Annotated in this window: 18 protein-coding genes and 2 riboswitches; of the genes, 6 read left to right on the top strand and 12 right to left on the bottom strand. The window is 70.2% G+C overall.

All coding sequences use genetic code 11. The annotated features are described in order from the left end of the window. Positions 1-99 precede the first annotated feature (99 nt). From ACFOY2_RS07560 to ACFOY2_RS07570, 3 genes are all read left to right on the top strand, one after another. Entirely contained in the window at positions 100-1,239 is a 1,140-nt protein-coding gene (locus tag ACFOY2_RS07560) for an AMP-binding protein (RefSeq protein WP_379527206.1), read from the top strand. Positions 1,240-1,282: 43 nt separating this feature from the next. Beyond that, complete coding sequence (locus tag ACFOY2_RS07565) at positions 1,283-1,597, top strand: hypothetical protein (RefSeq protein WP_379527207.1); 315 nt, start codon at positions 1,283-1,285, stop codon at positions 1,595-1,597. Between the two features lie 166 nt (positions 1,598-1,763). Continuing rightward, a complete protein-coding gene (locus ACFOY2_RS07570; RefSeq protein ID WP_379527208.1) occupies positions 1,764-3,158 on the top strand; it encodes an RNA polymerase sigma factor in 1,395 nt (464 codons plus the stop codon). A gap of 172 nt (positions 3,159-3,330) precedes the next feature. Here the strand turns inward: ACFOY2_RS07570 and ACFOY2_RS07575 are convergent, their stop codons facing one another. Then, the gene (locus ACFOY2_RS07575; protein WP_379527209.1) at positions 3,331-3,729 is read right to left on the bottom strand and encodes a hypothetical protein; all 399 of its coding nucleotides are present in this window, start codon (positions 3,727-3,729) and stop codon (positions 3,331-3,333) included. Positions 3,730-3,842: 113 nt separating this feature from the next. On the opposite strand from ACFOY2_RS07575, the gene ACFOY2_RS07580 reads away from it, so the two are divergent. Continuing rightward, complete coding sequence (locus ACFOY2_RS07580; protein ID WP_379527210.1) at positions 3,843-4,403, top strand: TetR/AcrR family transcriptional regulator C-terminal domain-containing protein; 561 nt, start codon at positions 3,843-3,845, stop codon at positions 4,401-4,403. A 204-nt stretch (positions 4,404-4,607) separates the two neighbouring features. Then, entirely contained in the window at positions 4,608-4,799 is a 192-nt protein-coding gene (locus tag ACFOY2_RS07585) for a DUF5999 family protein (protein WP_080040273.1), read from the top strand. Position 4,800: 1 nt separating this feature from the next. On the opposite strand, the gene ACFOY2_RS07590 is transcribed toward ACFOY2_RS07585, so the two are convergent. Then, complete coding sequence (locus ACFOY2_RS07590; protein WP_379527211.1) at positions 4,801-5,391, bottom strand: alpha/beta hydrolase family protein; 591 nt, start codon at positions 5,389-5,391, stop codon at positions 4,801-4,803. Positions 5,392-5,474: 83 nt separating this feature from the next. On the opposite strand from ACFOY2_RS07590, the gene ACFOY2_RS07595 reads away from it, so the two are divergent. After that, complete coding sequence (locus ACFOY2_RS07595; protein WP_379527212.1) at positions 5,475-5,816, top strand: hypothetical protein; 342 nt, start codon at positions 5,475-5,477, stop codon at positions 5,814-5,816. Between the two features lie 10 nt (positions 5,817-5,826). Here the strand turns inward: ACFOY2_RS07595 and ACFOY2_RS07600 are convergent, their stop codons facing one another. The 10 genes from ACFOY2_RS07600 to ACFOY2_RS07645 form a co-directional block, all read right to left on the bottom strand. Further along, the gene (locus tag ACFOY2_RS07600; RefSeq protein ID WP_379527213.1) at positions 5,827-6,615 is read right to left on the bottom strand and encodes a tetratricopeptide repeat protein; all 789 of its coding nucleotides are present in this window, start codon (positions 6,613-6,615) and stop codon (positions 5,827-5,829) included. A gap of 95 nt (positions 6,616-6,710) precedes the next feature. Continuing rightward, on the bottom strand, positions 6,711-9,536 hold the full coding sequence (gene gcvP, locus ACFOY2_RS07605; RefSeq protein WP_379527214.1) for an aminomethyl-transferring glycine dehydrogenase: 2,826 nt from the start codon (positions 9,534-9,536) through the stop codon (positions 6,711-6,713). Positions 9,537-9,591: 55 nt separating this feature from the next. Further along, positions 9,592-9,704, bottom strand: a riboswitch (glycine riboswitch). Continuing rightward, a riboswitch (glycine riboswitch) is annotated at positions 9,705-9,804 on the bottom strand. Positions 9,805-9,920: 116 nt separating this feature from the next. Then, a complete protein-coding gene (locus tag ACFOY2_RS07610) occupies positions 9,921-10,541 on the bottom strand; it encodes a MerR family transcriptional regulator (protein WP_379527215.1) in 621 nt (206 codons plus the stop codon). A 147-nt stretch (positions 10,542-10,688) separates the two neighbouring features. Continuing rightward, on the bottom strand, positions 10,689-11,159 hold the full coding sequence (locus ACFOY2_RS07615; RefSeq protein WP_020539830.1) for a bifunctional nuclease family protein: 471 nt from the start codon (positions 11,157-11,159) through the stop codon (positions 10,689-10,691). A gap of 130 nt (positions 11,160-11,289) precedes the next feature. Next, positions 11,290-11,943 carry a transcriptional regulator FtsR gene (gene ftsR, locus ACFOY2_RS07620; RefSeq protein ID WP_379527216.1) on the bottom strand — a complete coding sequence of 218 codons (654 nt, stop codon included), beginning with the start codon at positions 11,941-11,943 and terminating at the stop codon, positions 11,290-11,292. A 67-nt stretch (positions 11,944-12,010) separates the two neighbouring features. Beyond that, positions 12,011-12,523, bottom strand: coding sequence for an FHA domain-containing protein (locus tag ACFOY2_RS07625; RefSeq protein WP_357821604.1), 513 nt, complete (start codon positions 12,521-12,523; stop codon positions 12,011-12,013). Positions 12,524-12,787: 264 nt separating this feature from the next. Then, positions 12,788-15,292: a sugar phosphate nucleotidyltransferase gene (locus ACFOY2_RS07630; RefSeq protein WP_379527217.1), complete on the bottom strand. Its 2,505-nt coding sequence runs from the start codon at positions 15,290-15,292 to the stop codon at positions 12,788-12,790. Between the two features lie 4 nt (positions 15,293-15,296). After that, entirely contained in the window at positions 15,297-15,878 is a 582-nt protein-coding gene (locus tag ACFOY2_RS07635) for a CDP-alcohol phosphatidyltransferase family protein (RefSeq protein ID WP_357821600.1), read from the bottom strand. Between the two features lie 295 nt (positions 15,879-16,173). Then, positions 16,174-17,016 carry a GNAT family N-acetyltransferase gene (locus ACFOY2_RS07640; protein ID WP_379527218.1) on the bottom strand — a complete coding sequence of 281 codons (843 nt, stop codon included), beginning with the start codon at positions 17,014-17,016 and terminating at the stop codon, positions 16,174-16,176. Then, positions 17,006-17,599 (bottom strand): phosphoribosylanthranilate isomerase, encoded by a 594-nt coding sequence (locus ACFOY2_RS07645; protein WP_379527219.1) that lies wholly within the window; start codon positions 17,597-17,599, stop codon positions 17,006-17,008. The genes ACFOY2_RS07640 and ACFOY2_RS07645 overlap by 11 nt, the downstream gene beginning before the upstream one ends. Positions 17,600-17,604: the final 5 nt, after the last annotated feature.

Genomic DNA, 17,604 nt, shown 5'->3' on the forward strand with positions numbered 1-17,604 from the left:
GGGATCCGGAAAACGGCAAGCTGCGCGGCATCTCCGGGAGAACGCCTCACGACCCCTCCCCGCGCCTGTGTCCGACCTGTCGCCATTAACCTTACGAGCATGTGGAGGAACCCGTCGCATCCGGACCGTCCGCTGCATGCCATTGTGCAGCCTCCCGGCCCCGCCCTGTTCGCGGCGATCAGGGAAGCTCTGTCCGGCGACGGGCCCGCCGTCCTCCCGCTGTCGCCCGGGCATGCCGACGACGCCGTCAGGGCGCTGCGCCCCACGCATGTCGACGGCGTCCGCACGGACGAGGGCGAGGGGGTGCCCGGCGACGTGGCGGTGGTGATCGCCACCAGCGGCAGCACCGGCGCGCCGAAGGGCGTCATGCTCTCGGCCACCGCGCTGCGCGCCTGCGCGGCGGCGTCCCTGCGGCGTCTTGAGGCGTCCAAGGGCGATCGCTGGTTGTGCTGCCTGCCCGTCTCCCACGTCTCCGGGCTGCAGGTCCTGGTGCGCGCGCTGATGTGCGAGAGCGAGCCGATCATCCATCCGGAGTTCGACCCCCGCCGGGTGCTCGACTCGGGGGCCGACTACGTCTCCGTGGTGCCCACGCAGGTGCACCGGCTGGTGGAGCTGGGGGCCGACCTGTCGGGGTTCACGTTCGTGATGGGCGGGGCCGCGCCCCGGCCCGGCCTCGTGGACGAGGCTCGCGACCTCGGCGCCCGGGTCGTGACGACGTACGGGATGAGCGAGACGTGCGGCGGCTGCGTGTACGACGGCCAGCCCCTTTACAATGTAGATCTCAAAATCGGCGACGACGGCCTCATCAGGATCGCCGGGCCCGTGCTCTTCTCCGGCTACCGCTTCGCCGACGCGCCCCTCGACGGCGGCTGGTTCGTCACCTCCGACCTGGGAGAACTCACCGGAGGCCGCCTCCGGGTGCTCGGCAGAGCCGACGACGTGATCAACACGGGCGGGGAGAAGATCGTGGCCGCCTCCGTGACCGCCGTGCTCAGCACCCACCCCGAGGTGGCCGACGCGGCCGTGATAGGCGTTCCCGATCCCGAATGGGGCGAGCGGGTCACCGCCATCGTGGTCCCCGCCGACCCCGACACGCCGCCCACACTTCAGCAATTGCGGGCATTCTGCCGCGATAGGCTTCCTCCCCACGCCGCCCCGCGCGACCTGCGCCTGGTTCCAGGGTTGCCACTGCTGCCGAACGGAAAGACCGACTTGGTACGACTGAAGACAGGAACCTGACGAGTTGCGGCTGCGTCATAGTGGGGAGAAGGAGGGAGCCTTCATGAACCAGACCCGCAAGATGTGGGCATCCGCGGCCGTCGTCGGCGCGATAGCCGTCGCAGGCGTCTCCATCGCGGCGGCCGCCTCGGCGGGCAAGCTCGAGGAGACCCGAGCCGTGGTGGAGAAGAACCTTCCGTCCAGTGACGCCTCGCAGACCCCGAAGCCCGAGACCAGCGACGGCGACATCGTGGTCTCGACCGAGGTCAACCCGGATCCCGGCAAGGTCATCGACTACTGGACGGACGAGCGCCTGGAAGACGCCCAGCCGATGCCGATGCCCGTGGTGTCGTCCGGAGACGTGATCGTGAACGAATAACGGGAGCTCGAGGGGCGGTTCGCCTGCGGGCGGTCCGCCCCTTTTTCATCCCCCGGGAACAAATAGCGGCGAACGGCGTTATTGATACTGGTGCGCCGTGCGGACCCCGTGGCAGCCGCCCCACCACAACCTGATCGTCTCGACTCCGTACGGAGGAGGTGTCCTCATGCCCAGAACCGCCGTGGCGACCCCACCCGCGACTCTCGACCAGCTCATTGAACGAGGGCGAGCCCAGGGTCACCTTTCTCTCGCGGAGCTACGGCACGCGTTCGCCGACGCGGGAATCAGCCCTTCGGAAGGGCGCACGATCCTGCGTGAGCTCTCTGAGGCCGGTGTGAGCCTGGCCGCGGAGAACGAGCCGTCTCTCAGCAAGAACACCCCGAAGAAGAAGCCCGCCGCCGAGACCAAGACCGCCCAGAAGAGGCCTGCGCGGGCAAAGACTACCGGCCGCAAGGCGGCCGAGGCAAAAACCGCGGGCACCAAGAACACCGGGGGCACGGCCAAGAACGCCAGGACCGCCGACGTCGCCAAGGGCGTCGTGCCGTCGGAGCGCAAGCCGGAGCACGAGGAGGACGTCCCCGACGACGTCCCCGTGACCGCCGAGGACGCCGAACTCGACAACGAGCCGATCGACCTCGACGACACGCAGTCCGTCATGGGCGACTCCGTGCACACCTACCTCAAGTCCATCGGCCGTCGCACCCTGCTCACCGCCGCCCAGGAGGTCGAGCTGGCCCGGCGGATCGAGGCCGGCCTGTACGCCGAGTACAAGCTGGACAGCGAGCCCGACCTGCCCGCCGCCGCCCGCGAGGACCTGCTCATGGTCATCGAGGACGGCAAGCAGGCCAAGGACCACATGCTGGAGGCCAACCTGCGCCTGGTGGTCTCGGTCGCCAAGAAGTACACCGACCGCGGCATGTCCCTGCTCGACGTCGTCCAGGAGGGCAACCTGGGGCTGATCAGGGCCGTGGAGAAGTTCGACTACACCAAGGGGTTCAAGTTCTCCACGTACGCGATGTGGTGGATCCGCCAGGCCATCCAGCGCGGCTTCGCCGACTCGGCCCGGACGATCCGGCTGCCCGTGCACGTGCTGGAGCTGCTCTCCAAGCTCTCGCGCGTCGAGCGTGACATGCACCAGCGCCTGGGGCGCGAGCCCACGCCCGAGGAACTGGCCGTCGAGCTCGACAAGACGCCCGACCAGATCGAGGAGCTGCTGCGCACCAGCCGCCAGCCGATCTCCCTGAACGCCACGATCGGCGAGGACGGCGAGACCACGATCGGCGACCTCATCGAGGACGTCGACTCGCCGGAGGCGTCGGAGATCGTCGACCGCCAGCTGCTGGGCGACCAGTTGCGCGGCGTGCTCGACAACCTCTCGCCGCGCGAGTCGAAGATCATGGCCCTGCGGTTCGGCCTGGTGGACGGCAAGCCGCACACGCTGGACGAGATCGGCAAGTACCTGGGGCTGACCCGGGAGCGGATCCGGCAGCTGGAGAAGGAGTCGTTGTCCAAGCTGCGCCACCCGAGCAACACCCGCCCGCTGCTCGACTGGGCCAGCTGACCCGCCAAAGCCCCGGCACCCGCCGGGGCTTTGTCTTTTACCCGGGCAACACCCGCCGCCGTCTCCGGGGCGGGGCGCCGGCCTGAACAACGCGAACGTGGCGTCGGCGCCACCCCGGGCAGCCATGCAAGAACGTCCGGCGGATGCCGCCGGACGTTCTTCAAGCCTCGGGTCAGAGGGTTGCGGGGATGGGGCGGGGCACCTGGGGGATGCCCCACATCCGGTTCTCCTCGCGCAGCGTGCGCAGCCGGTCGACCTCCGAGGTCCACCTGGCGCCGTCGGGCCGCGCCTTGGCCTTGCGCCGGGCGATGCGGTCGTCGTAGGCCTTGACCCCGAACGTGGCCCGCTGCCCCGCCTCGGCCGCCCGCAGCGCGTCGGTCAGCGCCGCGTCGAAGGCCCGCCCCGCCGCCAGCAGCTCGATCTCGTCGGCCGCGGCGGCCCGCAGCTCCCGTAGCGTCTGCTCGGTCTGCCTGGCCTTGTCGAGCAATTCGGGGTAGCTCTTGGAGATCTCCTGGTCCGCGTGGTAGCGAACCTCGGCCTCCCGGCTCACCCGCGGACGGAAAAACGCCATCGACCCTGCCCCTTCACAAGCCTGTACACGTTCAACGGCCAAGGGTACGCCGTCCCGCGACACGGCGGGAAATCGGCCCGGCACGGCGCCCTTTACGACGTAAGATGATCACCATGCCCGCCAAGAGACCGCCGGTTCCGCTCTCCCGCGAGCGCATCATCGAGGCCGCCCTGCACATCGCCGACAGCCAGGGCCTGCGCCGGCTGACGATGCGCCGGCTGGGTGACGCCCTGCAGGTGGAGGCCATGGCCATCTACCATCACCTGCCCCGAGGCAAGGAGGCGCTGATGGACGCCCTGGCCGAGCATGTGACGGCCGTCCACGTCGAACAGGGGCCGTCCTGGCAGGAGACGGCCAAGGCGTGGTGCAGGGCCTGCAGGGAACTGCTCAGGGAGCATCCGGGCGTGCTGGCCCTGGCGCTGACCAAGCCGCCCAAGGGCGCCACGACCATCGCGATCAGGGAGCAGACCGAGCAGCTCGCCGACGGGGGCCTGGACGACGCGGCCGAGGCCGTGCGGACGATGCGGGCGTTCGTGTTCGGCAGCGTGGCCGTCGAGGTGCAGCAGTCGGGCTGGGCGGACCCTGAAGTAGACGAATGGGTCAGGCGGGACGAAAGAGCAGATATGGACTTCGAGCGCGGGCTCGAAGCTCTCCTCAAGGGATTGCAAACGTGATGCGCGTGTCACGCTTGGACCGTTATCCTGCTTAAGGCACGCTGTGTCGAAGGTCACACGACTCAGGGATCATCCCGTAACAGTCCAAACGGACTATGTCGGAAACTGTGACATACATCGCACACTTGCCTTAACAACAAACCCGAGCCACGCTCCCGGACCCTCCAAAGCGGGAGCATCCCACGAGATATCGGAGGCACGCCGATGTGCCCGCACGACCCGGCTTGTCCGGATGCCGAGGCGCCTGACCGCGAGGCGGCACGCACCCTCGCCTGTCACCCCGAGCAGGGGTGGAGCCTGCTCTGCAACGGCGTCGTCCTGTTCGAGGACACCGGGGAGCTGCTTCCCAGCGGCACCGCCATCGCCCCGCACCGGCCGGTGGTCGGGGCAGCCTGAACTAGGCGTAGTGGACGACCCACTCCGCCACGACCTCGCCCACCCGGGCGGGGTCCTTCTTCAGGTCGTGCCCCTCTCCCGGCAGCACCACCAGGCGTGCGGCGTCCGCGGCGTCGGGCACGCCGAACGGGTCGCGATCACCGTTCACCACCAGCACATCCACGCCCGCGCCGCGTAGCTCCTCGGCCCTGGAACGTTCCGGCCGCCCCGGCGGGTGCAGGGGGAAGGCCAGCGCCACCACCGCCGCCGCGCCGACCGCCCGGGCCGTACGGCAGGCCACCCTGGCCCCGTTGCTCCGCCCGCCCTGCACAAGCGGCAGCCCGGGATAGCGGGCGCGCAGCTCGCCCAGCACGATCTCCCACGCCTCGTCCTGCTTGGGCGCCGAGCCCGGCGCCCGCGCCCCCGCCACTCTGAACGCCTGCGTCACCCTGGCCACCACCGCCCCGGCCGCCAGCGCGGCCTCGCGGACCGCCAGCAGATCGGGCGCCTCCACTCCCCCGGCGGACCCGTGGGTGAGCACGAGCAGCAGCCGGGGATCGTCGGCCTCGTCGATGTCGACCAGCGCCGGGCCGCGCGGGGTGATGACCTTCATGGCAAGCCACCGTACCTGGGGAGGATCGCATCTTAGCCCTCAGGGCGGATGACGAGGCGGGCAACGGGATGGATGATTTCCCTATGCCAGACAAGCGCCCTATCCGAGATGACCTGCAGGCCACGCTCGACGCCCGCCGTGATCTCGGTCCTGAATACGAAACCGAGCTCGTCGAGTCGTTCGTGGAGCGCCTCGACGAGACGATCGCGGCACGAGTCCGGGCCGAGTTGCACCATCGCGGCGCCACACCGCAGAAGAAGGGCTCGCCGATGATCGCGATCACCTTGGGGTCGCTGGGAATCGGCGTCCCGCTGACGGCCATCGCGGCGGGCACCGCGGGGCTGGTCGGGCTGATGATCGCCTGGCTGGCGATCGTGGTCATCAACGTGGCCGCCGCCGTGGCCGTCCATCGCGGCTGGGGCTGACAGCGCGCCCTCAGTCGTCTCGGTGGTAACGGAGCCTGACCTCCGCGGCCAGGCTCTCGTCGGCATGCTCCAGCCCGTACGTCCACACCCGCCGGGCGTCCTCGTCACGGCCGCGCAGCGGCAGCGTGCGGGCGAGCAGCTCGATCGCCAGGGCGCTCGTGCGCGAATCGGCCCCACCCTCCACCGTCTCGGCGAACTCCGCGCACGCCAGCTCCAGGTGCGCGATGCCGAGCTGCACGCGCAGGGCCGGCACCTCGTCCTGCGGGGCGTACTCCAGGGCGTCCAGGAGCACCTCGGCCGCCTCCGCCGGCTCTCCGTACTCCACCAGCAGCTCGGCGAGCCGCAGCGCCGCGTGGGCGGCGATCTGGTCGTCGCCCGCCTCCATGGCGGCGCGCAGCTCCTTGTCGGCCTCCCCCGGGTCCTGCGCCAGGCGGGCCAGCGCGAGGTGGGCCAGCGGCACGTACGCGGCCGTCCCGACCCCCAGCACGGCCTGCCAGGCGGCCCTGGCCTGCTCGGCGCGTCCTTCGCGCTCGAACCCCTGGGCCAGGTGGCAGGCCGCCTGTGCGGCGTATTCGGGGTGCCCGGTGGCCAGCGCGGCCCTGGCGGCGGCCCTGGCGCCCTCGGCGTCGCCGCGTTCCTCCAGGACGACGGCCAGCCCCACGGCGGCCTGGGCCCGGTCGGGGTCGTCGGGGTCGTTGGCGAGCTCGGTGAGGATGGCGGCGGCGCCGTCGAGATCGCCGTGTTCGGCGAGGCGGCGGGCGGTGTCGAGAGGCGGGGTCTCCAGCTCTGAGGACGTCAAGGGGAGCTCCTTGGGGCGGTGGTCGCACCGAAGCCTAACGACTTCGGGCGATCATGTCTGCTCACTTGACGCCGAAGGACTGGACCGGGCGTGGATCAGTCCTCGTAGGCCTCCAGCGGGGGGCACGAGCAGACCAGGTTGCGGTCGCCGTATGCCTGGTCGATGCGCCGCACCGGCACCCAGTACTTGCCCTCGCGCAGCGACGGCAGCGGGTAGGCGGCCTCGGTGCGGGTGTAGGGGTGGCTCCACTCGTCGGCGCTGACCGACTCGGCCGTGTGCGGCGCGTTGCGCAGCGGGTTGTCGGTGCGGTCGTAGGCGCCGGAGGCCACCTTGGCGATCTCGCCCCTGATGGCGATCATGGCGTCGACGAACCGGTCCAGCTCGCCGAGGTCCTCGCTCTCGGTCGGCTCGATCATGAGCGTCCCTGCCACGGGGAACGACATCGTGGGCGCGTGGAAGCCGTAGTCGATGAGCCGCTTGGCCACGTCGTCCACGGTGACGCCGGTCTCCTTGGTGATCTGGCGCAGGTCCACGATGCACTCGTGGGCCACCAGCCCGCCGCGCCCGGTGTACAGGACGGGGAAGTGCGGGGCCAGCCGCTTGGCCAGGTAGTTGGCCGACAGGATGGCCTGCTCGGTGGCGGCCGTCAGCCCCTCGGAGCCCATCATCCTGATGTAGGCCCACGAGATCGGCAGGATCCCGGCCGAGCCGTACGGGGCCGCCGAGACGGCTCCCACCGGCGTGCCGTCGTGCAGCGCGTGGCCCGGCAGGTAGGGCGCCAGGTGGCCGCGCACCGCCACCGGGCCGACGCCGGGGCCGCCGCCGCCGTGCGGGATGCAGAAGGTCTTGTGCAGGTTGAGGTGGGACACATCGGCCCCGAACTCGCCCGGCTTGGCCAGCCCGACCAGGGCGTTGAGGTTGGCCCCGTCGACGTACACCTGGCCGCCGGCCTCGTGCACCTTGGCGCACACCTCGGTGATCGTCTCCTCGTACACGCCGTGCGTGGACGGGTACGTCACCATGATCGCGGCCAGCCGGTCGCGGTGCTTGTCGATCTTGGCGTCGAGATCGGCCAGGTCGACGTTGCCTTCGGCGTCGCAGGCCACGACCACGACGCGCATGCCGGCCATGACGGCGCTGGCGGCGTTGGTGCCGTGGGCCGAGGACGGGATGAGGCACACCTCGCGTCCGTCGTCGCCGCGCGCCTGGTGGTAGGCGCGGATGGCCAGCAGCCCGGCGAACTCGCCCTGCGAGCCGGCGTTCGGCTGGACGGAGACGGCGTCGTAGCCGGTCACCTCGGCCAGCCAGCCCTCCAGCGTGCCGATCAGCTCCAGGTAGCCCTCGGCCTGGTCGGCGGGCGCGTAGGGGTGGATCGCGGCGAACTCGGGCCAGGTGATCGGCTCCATCTCCGTGGTCGCGTTCAGCTTCATCGTGCAGGAGCCGAGCGGGATCATGGAGCGGTCGAGGGCGATGTCCTTGTCCTGCAGTCTGCGCAGGTAGCGCAGCATCGCGGTCTCGGAGCGGTGGCTGTGGAAGACCGGGTGGGTCAGGTAGTCGCTCTCGCGCGCCAGGGCGGCCGGCAGCGCGTCGGCGTCGAGGTCCACCTCGGAGCGGTCGAGGCCGAAGGCCGCCCACACCTTGGCGACCTCGGCGGCACCGGTCTTCTCATCGCAGGAGATCGAGACGTGGTCGTCGTCGACCTGCCAGAGGTTGACGCCCCGCTCGGCGGCGGCGGCCAGCACGGCGGCGGCCCTGCCGGGCACGCGGACCAGGACGGTGTCGAAGAACTCCGCGTGCACGACCTCCAGGCCCGCCTCGCGCAGCCCTGCGGCCAGGGCCACGGCGTGGCGGTGGACCCGGGCGGCGATGCCGCGCAGGCCCTCGGGGCCGTGGTAGACGGCGTACATGCTCGCGATGACGGCCAGCAGGACCTGCGCGGTGCAGATGTTGCTGGTGGCCTTCTCGCGGCGGATGTGCTGCTCGCGGGTCTGCAGGGCCAGGCGGTAGGCGGGGTCGCCGTCGGCGTCCACCGACACGCCCACCAGGCGGCCGGGGAGCTGGCGCTGCAGGCCCTCGCGTACGGACATGTAGGCGGCGTGCGGCCCGCCGAAGCCGAACGGCACGCCGAAGCGCTGGGAGGACCCGATCGCGATGTCTGCGCCGAGCTCGCCGGGGGCGGCCACGAGCGTCAGGGCCAGCAGGTCGGCGGCGGCCACGACGAGCGCGCCCGCCTCGTGCGCGGCGGCGGCCACGGCGCGGAAGTCGCGCAGCCGCCCGGAGGCGCCGGGGTACTGGACGAGCACGCCGAAGCACTCGGGCAGGGCGCCGTCGAGGTCGTGCTCGACGAGCGTGATGCCGAGCGGCTCGGCCCTGGTGGCCAGCACGGCCTTGGTCTGCGGGAGCGCGTCGGCGTCCACCACGAAGACGTCGCTCTTGGACTTGCCCGCGCGCCGGGCCAGCGTCATCGCCTCGGCGGCGGCGGTGCCCTCGTCGAGCAGGGACGCGCCGGCGACGGGCAGCCCGGTCAGGTCGGAGACGACCGTCTGGAAGTTCAGCAGCGCCTCCAGGCGGCCCTGCGAGATCTCCGGCTGGTACGGGGTGTAGGCGGTGTACCAGCCCGGGTTCTCCAGCAGGCTGCGGCGGATGACCGCGGGTGTGACGGTGTCGTGGTAGCCGAGCCCGATCATGGAGGTGAGCACCCGGTTGCGCCCGGCGATGGCGCGCAGCTCGGCGATGGTCTCGGTCTCGCCGATCGCGGCGGGCAGTTTGAGCCGGTCCTTGGCCCTGATGGCCTCGGGAACGGCCACGGCCACCAGATCGGCGACCGACTCGAAGCCGACGGCCTCGAGCATGCGCTGCTGCTCGGACTCCGACGGGCCGATGTGCCGTGCGGAGAACGGCGGAGCGAACGGATCGATCATGGAGACTGCCTCCCGAGGCTTTGGAGACCGGCGCCAGGGCGCGGGCGAGTGCCGGATCTCCCCCTCTGTCAGCGCGGACACCGCCGCGACCTGAGAGCTTCACCCCGGGAAGGGGCTTGCACCGTCGGTGAGGCACGCCTGGCGGGCGCGCCTGCTTTCCAGAGTCGCCTCGCCCGAGCGGTACTGGGTGCCTGAGAGATTCCGGGGAGGGTTGCTCCTTCGGCGCCCCAGGGCCCGAGGGCCTTGGGGACTCTCCCGCACGGGGTCGTCAGCCTTGCTGTCCCAGATTACTACGGTACGTCCCGTCCATTGGTCCACGGGAGGTTGCGGAATCCGCACTCACGGTGGCCCGCGCGGTGCGATCCACCGTGAAGGGCGGGGAAGCTACCCTATGCGCCGCGCCCGGCGGCGCTGGGCCAGCTCGTCAGCGGGGTGATCGGCCGGGACGGTGTCCTCGACCGCCGCGCGTTCCCCCGGCAGCTCCGCGAGGGAGCCCTCGACCTCCCGCCAGACCCGGCCCAGCGCGATGCCGAACACGCCCTGGCCGCCCTGGAGCAGGTCGATCACCTCGTCGGCCGAGGTGCACTCGTAGACGCTGACGCCGTCGCTCATCAGCGTGATCTGGGCGAGGTCGGCGACCCCGCGGTCACGCAGATGCTGCACGGCCGTACGGATCTGCTGCAACGACACCCCGGTGTCGAGGAGCCGCTTGACGACCTTGAGTACCAGGATGTCGCGGAAGCTGTAGAGCCGCTGGGAGCCCGAGCCGTGCGCGGCTCTTATCGTGGGCTCCACCAGGGCTGTGCGCGCCCAGTAGTCGAGCTGCCTGTAGGTGATGCCGGCGGCCGCGCAGGCCGTCGGCCCACGGTATCCGATGTCGTCCGGCAACGCCGCCGGCTGCTCGTCGAAGAGCAGACCCTGCTCCCCGGCACGCTGCCGTGCGCTCTCGCGCCGCACCGGATCTTCCTGGCCGGCCGTCTTTCCCTCGCCGCTGCTGACCGCCACGCGGACCTCCGGCTTTCTCTCATCCCGTGGCCTGATCTGGGGGTTCGTAAAGGGCGGCCACGAGTTTCACTTGCACCGTAGGACCGTGACCATGCTCAGTCAACGATCCGGCTCGGCGCGTCGTGAAGCGTAAATGCACTGAAATACCTACCCCGCCCTGCCGAAGTCTTCGGGAGTGATCGTGTCAAGGAACTCCCTGAACTTCTCCACCTCGTCCTCTTGGTCGTCGGGGATGACCACGCCGGCCTCCTGGACGACCTCCTCGCTGGCGAAGATGCGCGCTCCGGTGCGCAGGGCGAGCGCGATCGAGTCCGACGGGCGCGCGCTCACCTCCACGCCGTTGGAGAACACCAGGTCTGCGAAGAAGATGCCGTCGCGCAGGGCGACGATGTTGACCGCCCGCAGGCCGACGCCCAGGGCGCTCAGCACGTCTCGGAAGAGGTCGTGGGTGAGCGGCCGCGGCGGCGGCTCCTCCGCCTGGGCCAGGGCGATGGCCGTCGCTTCCGTCATGCCAATCCATATAGGAAGGAACCGCTCCCCGTGTGCCTCCTTGAGCAAGACGATCGGCTGATTTGTGGGCATTTCTACTCGAACGCCCACGACCTCCATCTGCAACACGGGCTGCTCCGTATTCTGACCGGTGACCCGGTACAGCTATTGGCTCGTCGCTTCTGCTGTCTGCTTCTGCAATTCAACGTAACACCAGCCGGGCCTGGAATGTGCCCTCGGCTCCCAGGTCGGTACGCTCTCAACGCCCCAGGACCGAACGGACCCCCGTGCGCACAAGGGATGCGTGCAGGTCGAGCAGGAGCGTGGAAAGCTCCCTGGCGGCCTCGTCGGCCTCCCCGATGGCTCCGGGGGCGCGACGCTTCAGTATGGGGGCCACGCTCTGCTCCACCAGGCCGCACTCGCGCTCGGCGGCGGCCTTGACCGCCCGCAGATGCCTGGCGCGCAGGCCGAAGCGGGCCAGGGCCCCCACGGTGCGCGCCACCTTGAGCGCCTCCTCGTCGTAGCGCCTGGCCACCGCGGCCAGCAGCCCGTAGTCCTCGAGCTCGTCGAGGGTCTCCTCGTCGATCTCCGCGGCCTCGATCAGCTCGGCGCGGCTGAGCTTGATCTCCTGCTTGTCCTGCACCGGACGGGGACGGCCGAAGCTCTCGGCCATCTTGTCCTTGATCACCCGCAGCGGCAGGTAGTGGTCGCGCTGCTCGGTGAGGATGAAGCGCAGCTGCTCCACGTGCAGGTGGGTGAACTTGCGGTAGCCGGAGGGGCTGCGCTCGGGCTCGATCAGCCCCTCCCCCTCCAAGAAGCGGATCTTGGAGATCGTCACATCGGGGAACTCGCCCTGCAGCAGGGCGAGCACCTCCCCGATGCTCATGTGCGAGCGTGCCGCCTGAGAGTTCATGCGGCCTCCTTCGTCAACCGCATGAACGCGCACGTGGCCGTGCCGACGCCTCGCCCGCTCCGCTCGCTCATACGCCGGAGTGGGCTCGCATCAGGAAGACCAGGCGGAACTTGCCGATCTGCACCTCGTCGCCGGAGTGCAGGGGAACCTCTTCGATGCGCTCCCTGTTGACGTAGGTGCCGTTGAGGCTGCCCACGTCACGCACGGAGAACTGGCCGCCGCGCAGGCGGTAGAACTCGACGTGGCGGCGGGAGACCGTGATGTCGTCGAGGAAGATGTCGCTCTCGGGATGGCGCCCGGTGGTGGTGAGCTCCTTGTCGAGCCGGAAACGGCTGCCCTGGTTGGGGCCCCTGGTCACGGTCAGCAACGCCGTGCCCGGCGGCAACTGCTCGACCAGCGCCCGTTCGGCCAGGAGCGTGTCGCCTGCCTCAGCCTCATACGCCTCGATTCCCGCTATGGAGATGGTCGAGGTGGTGTCCCCGGCGACCTCGGGTCTGGTCAACGGTGACCCACAGCGGGAACAGAAACGGGCATCCTCGGGGTTGGCGTGCCCGCACTGCGTGCAGTAGACGCTCGGCATCGATCGGCTCGGCCTCCTACCGCGAAGACGCGGCGACGGTGCTCTGGGGCGCGCCTCGCTTCGCTTTTTCAAGTTTGCGAATGCCGCAACTTACGCTGATCAGCGGCAAAGGTCAAGGCGGGGCGCTGCACTTTGGTTCGGACGCAGACAAAGTTACCGTCGCTTCCGCCCCGGGGTCCATGCCGCCGCGCGTTTCTACATTACGATCTTGCGGCGCTGACCGCGCACATCATCGGCAAACCCCTTTCTCCTCACTCCGTGTGGTCACGTGGCCGCCTGCTCCACGATACGGGCCCAGCGTTCCAGTAACGCCTGGGCTCTGTCCATGTCTCCCGCCTCCGCCCACAGATTCGTGACGGGCTCGGCGGCGGCGGGCAGGACCAGCACCCAGCGCCCGTCGTCGTGCGCCACGCGCACGCCGTCGGTGGTGTCGATGCGGCGACCGCCGGGCTCGGCCTCGGCCGCCTCGATGACCGAGCGCATGACGGCGCCCTTGGCCGCCCACGGCGTGGGCACCGTGCGCTTGAGCATCTTCACCTCGGGGATCCTGGCGTCGATCTGGCTGAGCGACAGGCGGGTGCGGGCGACCAGGCCGAGCATGCGCATGAACGCCGCCAGCCCGTCGATCGCCGGGCTGAACTCCGGCACGACGAACCCGCCGCGCCCGTCCGCCGCGAAGATCATATCTGGCCCCGCGGCCGCCGAGGTCAGGGCGTCGAGGGCGGTCGAGGTCCACTGCACCTGGACGCCGTGGAAACGGCAGACCTGCTCGGCGACCCGGGTGGTGGTGACCGGCAGCGCCACCTGGCCGCCCCTGCGCTCGGCGGCGACCAGGTCGAGCACGACGAGCAGGGCGCGTTCGTCGTCGATGAGCTGGCCCTTCTCGTCCACCAGGGCGATGCGCTCGCCGAGCGGGTCGAACCTGACCCCGAAGGCCGCCCGCGCGGAGCTGACCAGCTCCGACAGGCGCTGCAGGTCGCGGCGGCGCTCGGCCAGCGTCTCGGTGGGCGAGACGTCGTCGAGGCGGGCGTTGACGGTGAGCACCTCGACGCCGACGCGGCCGAGCAGGCTGGGCAGCACCAGCGAGGAGGTGCCGCCCGCGCAGTCCACGACGACCTTCATGTCCCTGACGTCGTCCACGTCCACGTGGCGCAGCAGCTCGTGGGTGTAGTCCTCCACAGCCCTGGCCGGGTAGTTCAGCTCGGCGATCTCGCCGGGAAAGGCCCGGCGGAACTCCTGGCGGGAGAAGACCCGCTCCAGCTTGCGCTGGGCGGCCGGGGGCAGGTCGGCGCCCCGGTCGTCCATGATGACGATGTCGACGCTCTGCGGGTCGCCCGGCGTGGTGCGCAGCACGATGCCGCCCGCGGCCTGCTCGCGGGCGGTGTGGAAGCGGGTGACGGGCAGCGGGGCGGCCTTCAGGTCCAGGACGTTGATCGCGCCGGCGGTGAGCGCGCCGATGACGGCCCGCTTGAGCGACCTGGCGGCCAGGGAGCAGTCGCGGGAGGTGATGACGTACTCGCCCTTCTTCAAGGTGGTGGCGTAGGCGCTGGCCAGTCGGACGCACAACTCGGCGGTGATCTCGACGTTGACCAGGCCGCTGACGCCTCTGGGGCCGAACAGGTTGCGCTGGCCGCGCGACTCCCAGATGACGCTGGTGTTGACGACCGCGCCGGCCTCGATGGTCTTGAACGGGTAGACCTTGACGTCGCTGGAGACGTACGCCTCGGACTCGATGACGCATTCGTCGCCGATGACGGCGTCCTCCTCGATGCGGGCGCCGGCCATCACATCGGTGCTCTTGCCGATGACGCAGCCCCTCAGGTGGGCGCCGGGGCCGAGGTAGACGTTGTCGTGGACGACGGCGCGGTGCAGGAAGGCGCCCTCGCGCACGACGGCGTTGTTGCCCAGCACGGTGAACTCGCGCAGCTCCGCTCCCGCCTCGACCTTGGCGTAGTCGCCGATGAGCAGCGGGCCCTTGAGCACGGCGTCGGGGTCGACGGAGGCGGATCCCGCGACCCAGACGCCGGGCGAGAGCTCGAAGCCGCCGATGTCCAGGGCGACCTTGCCCGACAGGGCGTCGGCCTGGGCCTTGAGGTAGCTGCCGTGGGTGCCGACGTCCTCCCAGTAGCCGTCGGCGACGTAGCCGTAGATGGGGGCGCCGCTGTTGAGCAGGGCGGGGAAGACGTCGGATGACCAGTCGACGGGCTCACCGGCGGCCACGGCGTCGAGGACCTCGGGCTCCATGACGTAGATGCCGGTGTTGACGGTGTCGGAGAAGACCTGGCCCCAGGTGGGTTTCTCCAGGAAGCGCTGAACGCGGCCCTGTTCGTCGACGATGATGATCCCGAACTCGAGCGGATTCGGGACACGTTTGAGGCCAATGGTGACAAGTGCCCCATTTTCGCGATGGAACCGGATCATGTCCGTTAAATCGATATCGGTCAGGGCATCGCCGGAGATGACCAGAAATCGATCGTCGCGGAGGCGGTCGGCGGCGTTCTTGACGCTGCCGGCGGTGCCGAGCGGGACGTCCTCCGTGGCGTAGTAGAGGTTCATGCCCAACTCCTCGCCGTCGCCGAAGTAGTTGCGCACGAGCGCCGCCAGGAACTGCAGCGTCACCACCGTCTCGGTGATGCCGTGCCGTTTGAGCAGGCGCAGCACATGCTCCATGATCGGGCGATTGACCACGGGGAGCAGGGGTTTGGGCTGGTTGGCGGTCATCGGTCGTAGCCGAGTGCCCTCCCCGCCCGCCATGACGACCGCCTTCACCCGATCACTCCTTTTTGGCCGAGGTTACGAGTTGGCGCACCTGTACCGCATACAGCACCCCCGCCCACCAGTACAGGCCCGTTCCCCAGAGCGCGAATGCCCACCCGACAATTCGGGCTATATCGGCATACCACCCAGAGTGGGAGGCAAGGAAGAGGAGAGGGAAGGCGTACATGAGGTTGAACATGGCAGCCTTGCCCAGATAATGCACTTGAAGTGCCCTGTAGCCGTGTTTGCGAAGTACAGGAAAAAAACTCGCGACGAAGAGTTCTCTCCCGAGAATCACCACGACCAGCCACCACGGGATCACGTCGCGTAGCAGCAGCGCGAAAATGGTGGCGAAGACGTACAGCTTGTCCGCGGCGGGGTCGATGACCCGGCCCAGCTTGCTCGTCTGGTTGAAAGCGCGAGCGATCTTCCCGTCGAGCCAGTCCGTGAAACCCGCCACCGCCAGAACGCCGATGGCCCAGCCGTCCGCCTTGGGCCCGAGAACCAGCCAGAGGAACACGGGGACGCCCAGGAGGCGCAGGAAGCTCAGCAGGTTGGGAACCGTCCAGATCCGGTCCTCGGCGGAAGTTTCGCTCACGCAGCAGACCCTACTGCGTGGGGCCTGCAACGCAGCGACCCCCGGTCACCTGCCCGCCCCACACCACAAAAACCCGACACCACCGAACTCCCCCGCCCCTTCGCCAAACCCCGACCATCGCACCCGGCACCTGACGGGCCGGACATGAGGGCCAGACACGAGGGCCGGGCTCGGCAGGCAGCGCGGGCCGGGCCCAGCCGGTCCGGCGCGGCGCAAGGCCATGAGAGACGTGGTGGGCCGGCGTGCGGATCGAGGACAGTGCACCGGCCCGAGAGTGGTGGATGGGGCTGAGGGATCAGGTGCGGAGGAAGGAGTGGGTGCGGCCGAGGAGGTGGAAGCCGAGGCGGCCGTAGAAGTCTTTGGGCCAGTCGTCGGCGTCGGCCACCAGGAAGACCAGCTCGGCCCCGGCCACCTCGGCGAGCAGGGCGGTCATGAGCGTCCGGGCGTGCCCTTGGCCTCGGTAGGCGGCAGCGGTGAAGACGCCCTCGATCTGGGCCACGCCTCCGTGCGCGTACAGGTCGGCCCTGGCGGCGATCTGGCCGTCCGGGGCGCGGACTCCGTGGAAGCTCACCGTGTCGGCCCCGAGGAGGCGGGCCTCGACGCGCCGGGCCAGGCCGTCGACGACCTCGTCAGACGCCTCCGGCAGCGTGTGCCGCCAGTCGCGCCGTAACACGGGCAACAATTCCGCAAGCTCCAACCGCTCAGCCCGAGAAGGTGGAGACGAAGGCAGAGACGAAGCGGAAGGTGGAGACGAAGGCGAGGGCGAAGGCGGAGACGAAGGTGGAGACGAGGGCGAGGGTGGGGGTGCGCCGCGGTGGGCCATGATCAGGTTGGTCTCGTGGGTGTAGCCGGCCGCCGCGAAGGCGGGGGCGAGCGCCGTGCCGATCCGGTCGTCGTCCACGCAGACCAGCCGGTGCTCCCGCGCGGCCAGCACCTCGTCGGCGGCCTTCAGAAGGATCGACGCGGCTTCGGAGTCCGTCCCGTCCCAGGAGGGGACGATCAGCTTGTTGTCGTCGTGCGAGCCCGGATAGCGCTCGTCGAGCACCGCGAACCCACCGGGGACCGCCACCTCCACGGGTGCCCTGCGCCGGGCGAAGTCGTGCAGGAAGCCGAGCGCCCGGCCCAGATCAGCGCTCACTCCGCACCGCCGTGAGGAACGCGGCGATGAGCGCGGAGTCCTTCGCTCCCGGGGACGTCTCCACTCCGCTGGACACGTCCACCCCCCAGGGGTCGGCGGCGGCGATCGCCTCGGTCACGTTCGACGGGTCGAGGCCGCCCGCCAGCATCCAGTGCCCCGACGGGCGGCCTCGGACGGCGGCCCAGTCCCACGGCCGGCCGGACCCGGCGTGCGGGGCGTCGACGAGCAGCAGGTCCTCGTCGTAGGCGCCGCACCGCAGATCGGCCGCCGCGTCGACGGCCCTGACCAGGCGGCGGCCGAGGTCTTTGAGCGCGGTGAAGTCCTCATGCGGGTGTTTGCCGTGGAGCTGGACGGCCCGCACCCCGGACACCAGCGCCGCCGCCCGCACCGTCTCAGGATCCTCGCCCCTGAACACCCCGACCGTCAGCACGTGGCCGGGCACGAGGGCGGCCAGCTCCGCCGCCCGCTCGGGCGTCACCTGGCGGGGGCTCCGGGTCATGACGAACCCGATGGCGTCGGCACCCGCCTCGACGGCCACGGCGACGTGCTCGGGCTCGCTCAACCCGCAGATCTTCACATACACATCTC

It is taken from the genome of Nonomuraea purpurea, assembly GCF_042650645.1.
GTDB lineage: Bacteria > Actinomycetota > Actinomycetes > Streptosporangiales > Streptosporangiaceae > Nonomuraea > Nonomuraea purpurea.